Origin of the sequence: Providencia sp. PROV141 (genome assembly GCF_028481645.1) — a bacterium.
Classification (GTDB): domain Bacteria; phylum Pseudomonadota; class Gammaproteobacteria; order Enterobacterales; family Enterobacteriaceae; genus Providencia; species Providencia rettgeri.
On the sequence record NZ_JAMPPR010000001.1, the window covers coordinates 330,993 to 345,422 of the forward strand.

At 40.4% G+C, this 14,430-nt stretch carries 17 protein-coding genes; 11 read left to right on the forward strand and 6 right to left on the reverse strand.

What is annotated here, in order from left to right:
- The first annotated feature begins 2 nt into the window (after positions 1-2).
- The 11 genes from fliJ to PSF09_RS01620 all read left to right on the forward strand — a co-directional run bounded on the left by fliJ (position 3) and on the right by PSF09_RS01620 (position 7,981).
- Positions 3-446, forward strand: coding sequence for a flagellar export protein FliJ (fliJ, locus tag PSF09_RS01570; protein WP_272683372.1), 444 nt, complete (start codon positions 3-5; stop codon positions 444-446).
- Positions 447-1,814 (forward strand): flagellar hook-length control protein FliK, encoded by a 1,368-nt coding sequence (locus PSF09_RS01575; protein WP_272683373.1) that lies wholly within the window; start codon positions 447-449, stop codon positions 1,812-1,814. It abuts the gene before it with no gap.
- A 162-nt stretch (positions 1,815-1,976) separates the two neighbouring features.
- A complete protein-coding gene (gene fliL / locus PSF09_RS01580) occupies positions 1,977-2,456 on the forward strand; it encodes a flagellar basal body-associated protein FliL (protein ID WP_109911167.1) in 480 nt (159 codons plus the stop codon).
- A gap of 5 nt (positions 2,457-2,461) precedes the next feature.
- Positions 2,462-3,469 carry a flagellar motor switch protein FliM gene (gene fliM, locus PSF09_RS01585; protein ID WP_210838245.1) on the forward strand — a complete coding sequence of 336 codons (1,008 nt, stop codon included), beginning with the start codon at positions 2,462-2,464 and terminating at the stop codon, positions 3,467-3,469.
- The gene (gene fliN / locus PSF09_RS01590) at positions 3,462-3,878 is read left to right on the forward strand and encodes a flagellar motor switch protein FliN (RefSeq protein WP_004255621.1); all 417 of its coding nucleotides are present in this window, start codon (positions 3,462-3,464) and stop codon (positions 3,876-3,878) included. The genes fliM and fliN overlap by 8 nt, the downstream gene beginning before the upstream one ends.
- A gap of 22 nt (positions 3,879-3,900) precedes the next feature.
- Positions 3,901-4,359, forward strand: coding sequence for a flagellar biosynthetic protein FliO (fliO, locus tag PSF09_RS01595; protein ID WP_272683374.1), 459 nt, complete (start codon positions 3,901-3,903; stop codon positions 4,357-4,359).
- A gap of 12 nt (positions 4,360-4,371) precedes the next feature.
- On the forward strand, positions 4,372-5,115 hold the full coding sequence (gene fliP / locus PSF09_RS01600; RefSeq protein WP_004909893.1) for a flagellar type III secretion system pore protein FliP: 744 nt from the start codon (positions 4,372-4,374) through the stop codon (positions 5,113-5,115).
- Between the two features lie 22 nt (positions 5,116-5,137).
- On the forward strand, positions 5,138-5,407 hold the full coding sequence (gene fliQ / locus PSF09_RS01605) for a flagellar biosynthesis protein FliQ (protein ID WP_004255630.1): 270 nt from the start codon (positions 5,138-5,140) through the stop codon (positions 5,405-5,407).
- A gap of 2 nt (positions 5,408-5,409) precedes the next feature.
- Complete coding sequence (gene fliR / locus PSF09_RS01610) at positions 5,410-6,189, forward strand: flagellar biosynthetic protein FliR (RefSeq protein WP_272665192.1); 780 nt, start codon at positions 5,410-5,412, stop codon at positions 6,187-6,189.
- A gap of 467 nt (positions 6,190-6,656) precedes the next feature.
- Positions 6,657-7,424: a hypothetical protein gene (locus PSF09_RS01615; protein WP_272683375.1), complete on the forward strand. Its 768-nt coding sequence runs from the start codon at positions 6,657-6,659 to the stop codon at positions 7,422-7,424.
- Entirely contained in the window at positions 7,424-7,981 is a 558-nt protein-coding gene (locus tag PSF09_RS01620; protein WP_144141643.1) for a colicin-like pore-forming protein, read from the forward strand. The genes PSF09_RS01615 and PSF09_RS01620 overlap by 1 nt, the downstream gene beginning before the upstream one ends.
- Before the next feature lie 26 nt (positions 7,982-8,007).
- Here the strand turns inward: PSF09_RS01620 and cui are convergent, their stop codons facing one another.
- The 6 genes from cui to PSF09_RS01650 all read right to left on the reverse strand — a co-directional run bounded on the left by cui (position 8,008) and on the right by PSF09_RS01650 (position 14,393).
- On the reverse strand, positions 8,008-8,541 hold the full coding sequence (gene cui / locus PSF09_RS01625; RefSeq protein WP_004255638.1) for a colicin immunity protein Cui: 534 nt from the start codon (positions 8,539-8,541) through the stop codon (positions 8,008-8,010).
- Between the two features lie 201 nt (positions 8,542-8,742).
- Entirely contained in the window at positions 8,743-9,678 is a 936-nt protein-coding gene (gene flgL / locus PSF09_RS01630) for a flagellar hook-associated protein FlgL (protein WP_272665195.1), read from the reverse strand.
- Positions 9,679-9,706: 28 nt separating this feature from the next.
- Positions 9,707-11,350 carry a flagellar hook-associated protein FlgK gene (gene flgK, locus PSF09_RS01635; protein ID WP_272683376.1) on the reverse strand — a complete coding sequence of 548 codons (1,644 nt, stop codon included), beginning with the start codon at positions 11,348-11,350 and terminating at the stop codon, positions 9,707-9,709.
- Positions 11,351-11,491: 141 nt separating this feature from the next.
- Entirely contained in the window at positions 11,492-12,472 is a 981-nt protein-coding gene (gene flgJ / locus PSF09_RS01640) for a flagellar assembly peptidoglycan hydrolase FlgJ (protein ID WP_272665197.1), read from the reverse strand.
- Complete coding sequence (locus PSF09_RS01645) at positions 12,472-13,575, reverse strand: flagellar basal body P-ring protein FlgI (protein ID WP_272665198.1); 1,104 nt, start codon at positions 13,573-13,575, stop codon at positions 12,472-12,474. Before PSF09_RS01645 ends, flgJ begins: the two co-directional genes overlap by 1 nt.
- A gap of 35 nt (positions 13,576-13,610) precedes the next feature.
- Positions 13,611-14,393, reverse strand: coding sequence for a flagellar basal body L-ring protein FlgH (locus PSF09_RS01650; protein WP_371031807.1), 783 nt, complete (start codon positions 14,391-14,393; stop codon positions 13,611-13,613).
- Between the last annotated feature and the right edge of the window lie 37 nt (positions 14,394-14,430).

The window sequence follows — 14,430 nt, forward strand, 5'->3', positions numbered from 1 at the left end:
AAATGGCCAAAAATAATGCCTTAACAACATTACTCACCTTAGCTGTCGAAGCCTCGGAAGAAGCGGCGAAAGTGTTAGCTCAAGTACGCCAAACGCATACACAAATGGCGCAACAGCTGAGTATGTTGAAAAACTATCAATCCGAATATCGTCAAAAACTCAACCAAACCTTGCATACAGGTATGGAATCGGATAAGTGGCAGAATTATCAGCAATTTTTGGTCACATTGGAACTGACCATTGAGCAACAGCAACAGCAACTGAATTTATGGGAACAACGCGTTAACGACGCTAACCGTCATTGGCAAGAAAAACAACAACGAGTCAATGCGTTCGATACGTTAATTCAACGCGCTGAACATACTGAATACCAACGTCAAAACCGCTTAGAACAAAAGCAAATGGATGAGTTTGCTCAACGAGCGACTTTACGGAGACCTCAATAAATGGACATCAACGCTCTGAATGTGCCAGCTTCATCATCGACGAAAAATGGCAATCTACCACAAAATGAATCGCGCGCTGATGAAAATCAAGCCCCTGCTCTTCCCTTTCAAGCCATGCTTGATAGCCAGCACCCGATTGAAAAACAAAACGTTACTAATCAACCTGTTAATGAGGAAGCTCTTAATAAAGACATTGTCGACAACAAATTGGCAATAGCGGGTAAAGAAATGATAGAGCAAACCCAAGCTGGACAAAAAACGGCTGAAAGTGCCATAGAACAGCTCAATTTCAGCCGTAACTTACGGGCTGATAGTGTACAAACTGCCCTTAATACTGACTTATTGACAGGTAAAGATGCCAACGAGCAAGCATGGTTAAATAGCTTGAAACAGTCATTAGCAGGCCAAGTACAAACAGGAGCGAATACCACAATCCGAACTGAAGCTCATCCAGCTTTAGGGGCATTTAGTCAAAAAATGCAACATCTAACAGATAATACAAATGGCATCATTAATCAAGATGATAGCAAACACCTTGAAGGTTCACAGTTACAGTTAGCAGGCGAAGAAGACAGCCCAGAGCTTGGGGTATTTATTAAGAATGAAAAAGAAGAACGTCGTGACCAGTCTCTTTTTTCCCTTGATAACCCAAAAGAGATACGCGGAAAAAATTTAACTACCGATTTTATGCCATTGAATAAAAAAGTGAGCGATAAAGAACCGGCATTAAACCTACAAAATGTTTCAAGTGATGCCCTGAACCAAACCACAAAAGGTGCCTTTACCTTACAAACTGAAACTGGTGCTTTTACCACCACATCGTCACAACATACAACAACTGCGCCGATTAGCATGATGCCAACGACATCAACAGCCCAAGCGGCAACGATGAATGCGCCAACGGCTACACCAACCCTGCATTTAGCCAGCCAATTAGGTAGCGAAGCATGGCAGCAGCAATTAAGCCAACATATGCTGTTTTTCTCTCGCCAAGGGGTTTCTCAAGCGCAAATTCGTTTGCACCCTGAAGAGTTAGGTTCGCTAAATGTGCATTTACGTATCGAAGATAACCAAGCGGTAATGCACTTTGTGTCCCCGCATAGCCATGTACGTGCTGCTATGGAGTCGATGATGCCAGTGCTCCGCAGTGCATTACAAGAAAGTGGTATTCATCTCGCTCAGGGCTCTGTTGGCCAAGATAACTTGAACCATCAATCTGATAGCTCACAGCAAAATACCCACCAACACGATGGACAAATTCAAGCAACACATCCATCCGTGGGAGCTGTTGGTATCAGCGAAGCGAATGCCACTGTTGCACCAATAGCTACGGCATCACGACAAGGTGGCATTAACACTTTTGCCTAAAAAATAAACAAATTGCGGTAATTTCCTAGCTAAAGCGCCGAGTTACCGCCTTTTTGTTTCGTTTTTCACTCCTTTAACTCTTGGCAACCAAGCCATAATGCTAGAGATCATAACGTAAAAACCCATTTGGGTTTAGCATCCAAGAAACAGGAATTCAGCTAAATGTCGTCGAGCAAAAAATCAAAAAGTTCCAATAAAGGGTTGCTTATTTTACTTACCCTTATCGCCCTTGCTGGTGCAGGGTTTGGAGGGTATACCTGGTGGACGACACAACAAGGCACACAAACGGCGAATGAGGAAGAAAAGCGTCCGAACATGCCGCAACCTATTTTTATGGAATTAGAGCCATTTACCGTCAATTTAACCGGTGCTGCCGATGCGCCTGATCGTGTGCTTTATATCCATGTGACCTTGCGACTGGCGAATGAAAAATCGCGTAAACAACTTCATGAATACCTCCCTGAAGTACGTAGCCGTATGTTACTGCTGCTTTCAGAGCAAAAAGCAAAAAATATCGAGACGCATGAAGGTAAGTTGCAGTTAATGAAAGATATCAAGCAAACACTTACCCCTACCCTGATCCCGGGGGATACCGATCAGGATATTTCTGATGTGTTATTTACTACTTTTATTCTGCGGTAATATTCATGAGCGATAATATTTTATCTCAGGCCGAAATTGATGCGCTGCTTAATGATGATACGCCATCAAGCAGTACGCCTGCGCCAGAGACTCAAGGGAAAGATAATGTTCGCCCTTACGACCCGAATACTCAACGTCGGGTTATTCGTGAGCGAATGCAGTCTCTCGAAATCATCAATGAACGTTTTGCTCGCCAGTTCCGTATGGGTTTGTTCAATATGTTACGCCGCAGTCCAGACATTACGGTGGGTGGCATTAAAATTGAACCTTACCATGAGTTTGCGCGTAATTTACCGGTACCAACCAACCTCAACTTAATTCATATGCCTCCGTTACGCGGTACGGCATTGTTTACCTTTGAACCCGCACTAGTTTATATCGCTGTCGACAACCTATTTGGTGGAGATGGTCGCTTCCCTGTACGGCAAGAAGGTAAAGAGTTTACCAATACTGAACAACGCATTATCAATCGCATGCTCAAATTAGCTTTAGGGGCTTATCGCGATGCTTGGAAACCAATTGCTGATATTGAAGTGGAATATGTACGTTCTGAAATCCAAGTCAAATTCACCAATATCACTACCTCTCCTAATGACATTGTGGTTACCACTCCATTTTTAGTAGAGATAGGCAATACCGTTGGTGAATTCAGTATTTGTATTCCAATTGCCATGATCGAGCCATTGCGTGAGCGCTTGATTAACCCACCAATGGAGCAAGGTCACCAAGAAAATGAAACGTGGGTAACCAATCTTGTTACCCAAGTAAAACGCTCTGAACTTGAATTGGTTGCCAACTTTGTTGACATTCCAATGCGAATTTCTCGCTTACTGCAACTGCAAAAAGGGGATGTGATCCCAATTGAGAAACCTGACCGCCTCATCGTTAATGTTGATGGTGTTCCCGTATTAACCAGTCAATACGGTACTCAAAATGGCCAGTATGCATTGCGTGTAGAACATTTGATTAACCCTGTATTAAACACTCTAGATGAGGAAAGTACCAATGAGTGAGGCGAAGAACTCTCCTGATGCATCAACCAATCACGATAGTGAAGACCTATGGGCTGAAGCGCTGGAACAGCAAAAAAAAGCGGAATCCGCCTCAGCTGGTGCACAGGCTTTCGACAATTTTGATGGACAAAACCCGCTAAATCAGCTGTCCGATATCGATATGATCATGGACATCCCAGTGCGTCTTTCTGTTGAATTGGGCCGCACTAAAATGACCATTAAAAAGTTACTGAGCTTATCCCAAGGTTCAGTGGTTTCTCTGGATGGCTTAGCGGGTGAGCCGCTGGATATTTTAATCAATGGCTATTTAATTGCGCAAGGTGAAGTGGTCGTGGTTTCAGACAATTACGGTATTCGTATCACTGACATCATCACGCCTTCTGAACGTATGCGCCGTTTAAGTCGTTAATTAACAACGTGAGTCGCTAATAATGGCAATATCCAATCAAACTGAGCAGGCACCGACATCTGTGCCTTTTTTATCAACAACCGTTTCCTCGAGTGAACCGAATGCGCCTGCTATTGACCATAATGATAGCTTAACGCAGATATCCGGTACTTTAGGGGGGATTATTTTATTGATATTAGCAGGTGCTTGGTTGGTGAAAAAATTAGGATTTGCGCCAAAAAAAATCGGCAATGAGCAAATCATAAAAGTCAAAAGCCGCTGCTCATTAGGAAATAAAGAACGCATTGTGGTGGTTGAGGTGAATAATGAGTGCTTAGTATTAGGTGTTACCGCACAAAATATCAGCCTGTTACACCAATATTCATCAGAACCTGAAAGCACAACGGTATTGCCAGTTGAACCGCTCACATTTCAGTCTTTATTAAAGAAAAAACAAGAGGCTGCAAAATTTGCAGCTTCAGTGACATCTATGCATAAGTAATCGGAAGCACTCATGTTACCTCTAAAATCTCTTTTCACGATTACTGCTCTCTTGTTTTTACTGCCGAATTCAGCTTCTGCGGCACTACCTGCCGTTATTAGCCATTCTTTAGCAGATGGGGGACAAACTTGGTCTTTACCCGTTCAAACCCTATTATTTTTGACCTTATTAGGCTTTATTCCGGCTTTATTGTTAATGATGACCAGTTTTACTCGCATCATTATTGTTTTAGGTTTATTGCGTAACGCACTCGGAACACCCTCCGCGCCTCCGAATCAAGTCTTACTCGGCTTGGCGCTATTTTTGACCTTTTTTGTGATGTCACCCGTTGCTGACCAAGTTTACCGCGAAGCCTACCAGCCGTTTAGCGAAGACAAAATTAGCCTTGAAACCGCTTTAGAGAAAGGCACTGCACCATTAAGAACCTTCATGTTAGGGCAAACGCGTGAATCCGACTTAGCCCTGTTTGCAAGGATAGCTAAAGTCGGTGAAATTCAAGAAGCGAAAGATGTTCCGTTACGTATTTTAGTGCCCGCTTTTATTACCAGTGAATTAAAAACCGCATTCCAAATTGGTTTTACCATTTTTATTCCATTTTTAATCATCGACTTAGTGGTTGCCAGTGTTTTAATGGCATTAGGAATGATGATGGTTCCACCTGCAACAGTTTCCTTGCCATTTAAATTAATGTTGTTTGTTTTAGTTGATGGCTGGCAATTATTACTTGGCTCATTATCGCAAAGCTTTTTTAATTAGGATTATTTTACTCGGAGTAGTTATGACACCTGAATCAGTGATGGCGATGGGAACTGAGGCGATGAAAATTGCACTGATGCTAGCGGCTCCCTTGTTATTAGCCGCTTTAGCTGCAGGTTTAATTATCAGCTTACTGCAAGCCGCCACACAAGTGAATGAAATGACGCTATCTTTTATCCCTAAAATTTTATCGGTCATTTCCGTGATTATTATTGCAGGGCCCTGGATGCTGAATTTGCTTACCGATTATATGCGATCATTATTGAGCAATTTACCGTTTATTATTGGCTAACAATGCTAACCATTACCAGCGAAACTCTCACATTATGGCTAAGCCAAGGTTTTTACCCTTTCATACGCCTTTTGGCGCTGCTTGGTACAGCGCCCTTTTTTAATGAAAAACAGGCAATTACCAAAGTTCGTGTCGCATTGGCTTTTTTTGTCGTCTTGATTGTTTCCCCACAACTTCCTGTCGTAAATATTCCCCTATTTTCTGCCATGGGGCTATGGGTTATCGTACAGCAAATGGTGATTGGTATTGCGATGGGACTCACAATGCAAATGGCATTTGCTGCCGTGCGCCATGCGGGAGAAGTGATTGGTTTGCAAATGGGGTTATCGTTCGCCACCTTTTTTGACCCGACCGGTGGACCTAATATGCCGATTTTAGGGCGCATATTTAACGTCATCACCATTTTATTGTTTCTCGCTTTCGATGGGCACCTGTGGCTTATTTATATTCTGGTCAATTCATTTGAACTTATCCCAATTCAAACCGCACCATTAAATCGCGATGGTTTTTGGGTGTTTGTTCAATTTGCTAACACTATATTTATTAATGGGTTAATGCTAGCACTGCCGTTCATTACACTATTTCTCATTCTTAACCTTGCTCTCGGTATTCTAAACCGAATGACCCCACAGCTATCCGTGTTTGTGGTAGGTTTCCCCCTTACATTAACCATCGGTATCAGTATGTTAGGGTTGATTATTTCCATACTTCCCCGCTACACGGAACGGCTTATCCACCAAGCATTTGAGCAGCTATCATTGATGTTTAATTTGTTTGTTTGAGAATAGATAATTAATCAATTAATTAATGATTAATTTATTATCAAAGTAATTTTTCGAATTTGATAATTAAAGTAGCCCAAGAAAAACTGATTTAATTTCCTATTTGTAGTCTATATTAAAAGCAACTAGTATAGTTGTAAATATCACCTATTATTTGATACATTTCTAAACTATCTAATGACAGTCTCAGTAAATACCCAATACTAAACCTAACTAAAATTTAGGTATAAAATTAATTTATTTTCGCAAGTAAATTTATATGCCAGTGTCGCTCTGAACATGTCACAATAGCCATTCTATCACATCATTGACTTCTCATTAATATTTTAATAAACAAAATAAAAAATTATTTATTTAAAAATATAATTTTTTAATAAGTGTCATTATATTTTGTGTATTGTTTCATTTCTTTAATGAATGTATTTAAATATTGTAATTTATTTATATTTTCATAAAGAGGAAATCAGATGAATGATGTAATGGTAGTTACCCCACATAGTAGTTTCCGTGATAATTTGATATACGATGGAATCGCTCCCACAGCACATGGTAATATTTCGTTAAGTGATGCTGCTAATGTATATTGCATGAAACCTGACATGATCTGCCCTGTATGTGGTGAGCCGAAATGTATTTATTTCAGAAAACTATGCGAGGAATTATTAAAAAGCCCCAATGAGCAAGATGTAAAGAAGGCAATGGTAAAAAGTATGGGTGTTGGTGTTCCATTCGTTAGAGTTTATGATGAATACCGTAATAAAGTAGAAAACCAACTCGCTAATACCCTTCATAAGAATGGTATTATTCCTACTAAAAAAATTAGAAATGAAATGTTCTCAAAGTATATGAACCTATTTGATCTATTACATAGAAGAGTGGCGAATGGGAGGGTTCAATACATTGACAGGGATATTAAAAGTACAATATTTAGTAAAATAAACCCTAAAACGGCTACGGTTTTAACGTACTTAAATACTTTAGGTGGCACTAAAAACATTAAAAACTACCCAAAAATGATAGAGGCAATTAAAAAAGGCAACTTCAATGATGCTTCTAAAAAGTTTTACAAGAAGATGCCTCAAGATCTTGAAAGTTATTCAGCATTAGATACCCTTATTAATGAAGCTATAGCTAGAAGTCAAGCTGATAATGACTTAAAAAAATTCAGAGTAAAGTTAAAAATGAGATTAAAAAATTACAAACAAATGAGGCAATTAAATCTGCATCAGAAATAATGACAGATGTAGGTGAAAAAGCATCTAAGTTTTTTGGTGATAAATATAAGTCTACATCTAATAAAATCATTAATGAATTAAATACATTTAAAGGTAAAAAAATAAAAAACACAAATGATGCATTAAGAATTCTAGGAAAATCACTCAGCAATCCTTATCTTAACATCCATAAAAAAGATCTCCCCGCCATAACTCAAGCGATTAAGGCAGTTGACGGAAAAAAATTATCTGAAAATTTATATAAATTAGGAACTACCTTTAAAATTGCTGATAAATTTTTAAAATTTGATAAAATAAAAAACAAAGTTGAAGAAGGTTTTGAAACTGGTGACTGGAAACCTTTACTTTTAGAAGTTGAAGCTATGGCTTTAGCTGGAGTAGCAACACCAATTGTATTAGCATTTACCGCTGGAAGTTTAAGCTTATTATTACCATTTACCCTTTCAGCAACAGCCATTTCTGTAGCTACTATTGTACTAACAAGTGTGGTTACATCTTTTATTGATGCTAACTTTGCTGATGCGGTCAACAAAGAGCTTATTCCCTTGGCTAACTAAATTCTAGAAGAAAGAAAGGGGAAATTTTATCCCCATCTTTTTAATTTATATTTTACAGGTAAAAATATAAATGCATTTATGGCCAAACAAGTAACAATGAATATAGAAATAAAAATCGCATAATAATAAATGAAAGAAGTAAATTCGAATGCAGAGATTGAACTTAATTTTCTATTTCCAGATGATATATTATAATCTAAGAAATAATTTATATATGTCATTATACCGATAATAAAAATAGAACTTAAATAACCAAAAATTAGCGTGAGAATTCCATCATTGTATAACTTAAAGTGTTCTTTTTTTATTTCTATAGAGTTCCACATAAGTATGTAATATAACACAGAAATTAAAGGAGTTATTTTACAATATAATGCTGACATGTAGCTTTCATTTGGAAATTTATCTGAGTAAATTACAGGTAACTCACCCAACCAGTTATTAATATTAGTTACAGTAGAATTTGAGAACACATTTAGCCATATTGCAGCTAAAGGAATAGCTCCTAATAAAACAATAATAGTGAAAACCCATTTAGTATTTACCTTAAAAACTCGCATAAATCTCCTATATCACAAAACACTCAAATGAGAATAATACATATTATCATTTAATTATTAAAGTTTATTGCGTAATAAAACATTAATTCAAATTTTTTACATCAAACCTATAACATATTGTCTAACATAGCATTTTTAAAGCTCAAAAAAACCGCGCTTGGATCACTCCAAAGCGCGGTGAGTAAAAATAATATTAAATAATTAACGGCTGCCGAAAAGTGACATGCTGTTTAAGTCTTTAAAAATACTTTGTGAAGCTTCAAACATCGCTTTTTCTTTATAATAATCTGTGGTGGTGCCAGTCCAGTTGGTTTCTAACAACTCACTTTTACGGGCCGCATTTTGAATAGAGCGCGTGTCAGCTAAAAAGTCTAATTTATCAATTTCCTGTAGCTGCAAACCTTGCTTAGCTTCAATATTGGAAATTTGATCTAATGCGGATTTGATGGCACTGTTCGCTTCACCCAACTCTGCTTGCGCTTGGTCTATATCTGCTTGAGATGCACCTTGTAATGGTTTTTTCAGTGATTCGATACCTGTGTTCAATGCTTTAAAAATATTGACCACACCATTACTGTCTGTATCAAACACTTGTGCACCGGTGAAATAGGTTGTCATCTCACGGTCACTCGCCACATTCTGCATAATGGCTTTATCACCGCCGTGATAGAGCACTTCACCACTAGCATCAATTTCAAATGGCGGTTTATCTGATTTAAAACCCGCAAAAATATACCGACCATTTCCATCTGTCGAGTTACCTAACGCCACTAATTGCTCTTTTAAACCCGTTAGCTGCTCAGCCAAAGTATTGCGGTCTTTATCGCTTAAAGTGCCTTGGTTTGATGCCTGAATAATCGTGGTATCGATTTGCGTCGTCACATCTGTCATCTGAGTCAAAATACTCATCTGCAACGTCATTCCCGTTTTAGCAAATCCACGACTGGCTACATATTGTTGGTTACGGTTTTCTGACTGATTAATCCGCACCGCTTGCGAAGATGCTTGCGGGTCATCAGAGGGTTTGCTTACACGCTTACCAGAAGCTAATTGGCTCCCTGCATCCATCCAACGCGCTTGCGCACTGTTCATGTCTTGCAAGCGTTGGTGATAAATCATATTGGTACTTAAACGCATCGCTAAATCCTTATTCTATCGCTAATATTTAGAATGCACGCATCAATGCGTTAAATAAATCATCCACCGTTTTTAGCACTTGCGCATTGGCATTGAAAAACTGTTGGATTTTCTGCATCTGAATACTTTCTTCATTCATATTCACACCCGAGATAGCTTGTTCTTGCTCATAGAAGCTCTCGGTCATCTTATTCTGTGTTTCTGAATCAATTTGCGCTTGCTTGGTTTTACTACCCACATCATTAACTAGCGTTGCATAGAAGTCGGAAAACGTAGAACTACCATCAATCAGTTTTTCGTCTTGTAATTTAACCAGCTCTTTAATGTTTTCATTGTCACCAGGGCCACTGTCTTTGCTTCCCGCTGCCGCAAAATCGGATGCATTGCTGACCAAGGTCTGCATACCGTTGATCACACCACTCACTGGCTTCACCAGAAATGAGTCACCTTTTGACATACCCGTGCTATTACTGATTTTGATTTCTAAACCATCAAATTTCAGTGTACCTGCCGTATTTGAATCCACAGGTACTTTGATACCTTCTGGTAAACGAGTGACATTCCACTCACTGCCGTCAAAACGCATTTCGTAGTTATTGCCTGTGACTTTAGACACATCGCTATAACTGAGATCAAAGTCCGCTTTGCCACTATTATGGGTGTTACTAACAACAGTACCTTTACCAATTTCAAAGAAGTCTTTGCCCGTGTTGCCGTTGGCATCATAACCTTTGCTATGTACTTCATTGAATTTAGTCGCGAAAACTAATGCTAACTTATTGAGTTTTTGATAAGCCGGGTCCATGACTTCTTGGCGAGAACGCAAAATACCACTGAGTTCCCCACCACGAAATGATTCGTCAGGAATTTCACGGACTTGCCCATTAGCACCAACAAAACCAATGCTAAAACGGCTATCATCTTTAGAAGACGGAACCGCTTCCAGACGATTAGCTTTCTCCCCCGTGACTAGCGGTAACCCATTGGCAAAAGTCACGTTATAGTTACCGTTTTGCTCAATAACCTTCACACCAATTAATGAGTTAACTTCATTAACTAAACGGTCACGCACATCTAATAAATCGTTTGGCTCTGAACCACTTACTGAACGGATCCGTGAAATTTGCTGGTTTAAGCCGGCAATTTTTTCAGCGTAGATATTGATGTCTTTTACTTTATTTTCTATCTGGTGATTGGTATCGCGTTCCATTTCCTGCAAACGACGATCCGCTTCTTTAAACTGGCTTAGTAATGCATTTGAATTGCCTAAAAAAACGTCAATCAACGTTTTGTCACTTGCATCACTGGTAGCGGCATCTAACGCGGTGAAAAAGCTACCAATATTGCTTGAGATATCTTCAATATCATTAGTAAGCAAATCATCAACTTTATTACAATTTTTAACGTACGCCTCATAGTCGCCACTACGTGCGCGGGATTGGCTGTACTGCGCATTGATAAATTCATCAAACTCACGGCGAACATGGCTGAAATAAGTGCCGTTACCAAAATAGCCATTAGGTGTCATCGTACCGGGATTCTCCCCGAAAACAGCACTTTGGCGGTGATAGTAACCCACACCGGCGTTGGCTAAGTTGTTAGAAATAACACTTAACCCGCCTTGTGCAGCGTTCACACCACTGAGCGCATTATTCATTACATTGTTCAGCATAAGCTTTTCCTGTTCTGGGTGCTTATCGCCACCATTGGCTGACACAATGAAAGCGATAGCAACTCAAATTATTTAGAGCATATTTGGTTATCGGAAATTCAGCGTAATTGTTTAGTCCAAACTCCCAATAATTCCGTATTTTTAGAAGATATCGTTCAAATCTATGGTATAAGCCTGTACAGCCCTTGAAGCAGAATGACTACCTATTGGTTGATGACCACGTATTTGATTAATCAAGGTGATCAATTTGTCCGAATAGCTCGGGTCTGTGGCATATCCTGCTTGATGTAAACGGCGCGCAGCAATCTCTGGTGTCGGCGCTTTTTTGACATCTTTATAACGCGGATTTTCTGTCAATAGATTGATATAATCCGCAATCGCCTCTTCATAAGAGCCATAAACGCGGAAATCATCACGCATTTTGATGGTTTTGCCGTTAATCACTTCTGTTGTCATAATATTCGTGACAGGCCCTTGCCAGTTTTTTCCCGCTTTGATCCCAAATAAGTTATGACTGGTTTTTCCATCTGACTTCAGAATTTCTCGCTGACCCCAACCACTTTCTAATGCTGCCTGTGCCAAGACCAGAAAATGTGAAATACCGCTGTCTTGACTCGCAGCTTTTGCGGGGCCAATTAAGCGACTAATAAAATTGCTGCTGTTAAGCGATAATACTTTGATTTTTTGGAATGGTGCCGATAGTGCATCGCCCATTGGTGCAAAGTGGCGCATCATTTGTTCCATATTAAATGGCGGTAATGATTGCGCTGTTTTTTCATCTAACGGTAGCAGGCTGTTGGATGTTGGCTCACTTGAAGTGTGTTGGTCTCGAGTAAGCTGCTGGTACATCATTTCCCCAAAACCTAAACCTTTTTGCGAAAGATCTTGGGCGATTTGCTGGTCATACATACTGGTCAGCATGCGTGTTTGGTCGCTGGAAAATAAGCCATCTTGTGGGAGTGCGTCACGCATACTTTTTAGCATCAATTGAACGAATGTTGCCTCAAGTTGCTGCGTGACATGGCGCAGCCCTTGCTCCGAATTTTTATTCAGTTCACCTTTTAACTGCCCCAGTGACTGTAAATCAAATGCGGCACCTTGCAATAGCTGCATATCACTCATTAGATGATCTCCAGTTTCGCGCGTAAACAACCTGCGCTTTCCATCGCTTGTAATATCGACATCAAGTCGTTTGGTGTTGCACCTAGTGTATTCAGCGCTTGAATAACTTGATTTAATTGCACACTTGCGTTGACTTTTTGCAGCGCCCCACCTTGATCACGCACCCCAACATTGGTATTACGAGTCACTACGGTTTGCCCACCCGCAAATGGGGTATCCGGTTGGCTAACTTGAGTTTGTCTTTCTACCGTAACCGCTAAACTGCCGTGTGCAACAGCACAGCTATCTAAAGTGACACTGCGGTTAATCACCACAGATCCCGTACGTGAATTGAGGATTACTTTCGCCTCAGCCACTGGCGCACGTACATTCAGTTCCTGTACCCGGGCTAAAAAACGCACCTGGTCACGGTTATTAGCTGGCACCAGTAGTTGTACCGTTCTTGAATCTAACGCCGATGCAGTTCCCATACCGCCCATACGGTTAATTGCATCAGCAATATCTTGTGCCAATGTGAAGCTATCTTCGTTTAATTGCAGGTTAATCGCACCGTTTTGCCCGAAACTGCTCGGTAATTCTCGCTCGATAGTTGCTCCACCTGTAATGCGGCCACCGTTGAGTTGATTGACCTTAATACTACTCCCACCGCCACTAGCACCCGCACCACCCACTAAGATGTTACCCTGAGCCATTGCATAGATTTGCCCATCAACCCCTTTTAGGGGGGTCATCAGCAATGTACCACCACGTAAGCTTTTTGCGTTACCCATTGAGGAAACAACAATATCTACGGACTGCCCAGTACGTGCAAAAGGAGGCAATTTCGCGGTGACCATGACCGCTGCCACATTCTTTAATTGCATATTGGTACCCGGCGGAACCGTAATCCCCATTTGTGATAGCATGTTATTCAAGCTTTGTGTGGTAAACGGCGTTTGCATGGTTTGGTCACCTGTTCCATCCAGACCAACGACTAAACCATAACCAATCAACGCGTTATCTCGCACACCTTGAACGGTAGTTAAATCTTTAATACGCTCACTGTATCCTGAAAAAGCGAAGCAAAAAAATAGTGATAGCAAAATTAATACTTTGTTTTTCATTGAATTATCTCGGCTGTTTTCTCGCTAATGTTTAATTAATAAGGCGAAACATTTAAGAAAAAGCGTTGTAGCCATCCCATGTTTTGCGATTCGTTAATGTAGCCGTCGCCCACATATTCAATACGTGCATCAGCGACTTGTGTCGAACTCACATGATTGTCTGAACCGATAGTGCGTGGGTTAACCACTCCCGAGAAACGAATCGACTCAGTACCTTGGTTTATCGCAATACGTTTCTCACCAACCACATGTAAGTTACCGTTCGCCAATAATTGGTCTACTGTGACAGTGATGGTGCCTTTAAAGGTGTTGTTGGCATTGGCACCGCCTTTGCCGCTAAAGTCACTGTTGCCTTTAATATCTAATTCTGTGTTTTTACCGCCAATCCACCCTTGCATGAAACCCGGTAAGATCGCAGCTAAGAAACCTGTTTTCCCACTACGATTGGCATTCGCAGAGGAGTTTTTGCTCGCACTCACGTTTTCTTGCAAATTGATGGTTAAAATATCACCAACATTACGAGGGCGCCTGTCTTCAAACAACGGTTGATAACCATAATAAGCGGGTTGCGCGCTTTGAAATATCGAGCCATTGGGTGCAGGTGCTGTCGGTGCTGTTGGAATTGCAGTGGTTTGTGTGTCCACTAATGGACGCGATTTGATTTGTGCACAACCGCTGGTAACTAAGACCAAAACGGCAAGTAACCCTGCCTGTTTAGGCGCTATGAAACGCGTTAGCAACGCTGCTTTTTGCTGTTGAGAAATCGTGCCGCTTTCAATCATCATGTTACTCTTTTGCTGCTGTGTACGTTTTATCATCACGAAGAGATCCCTCTCATTGATAACTCATCACTAT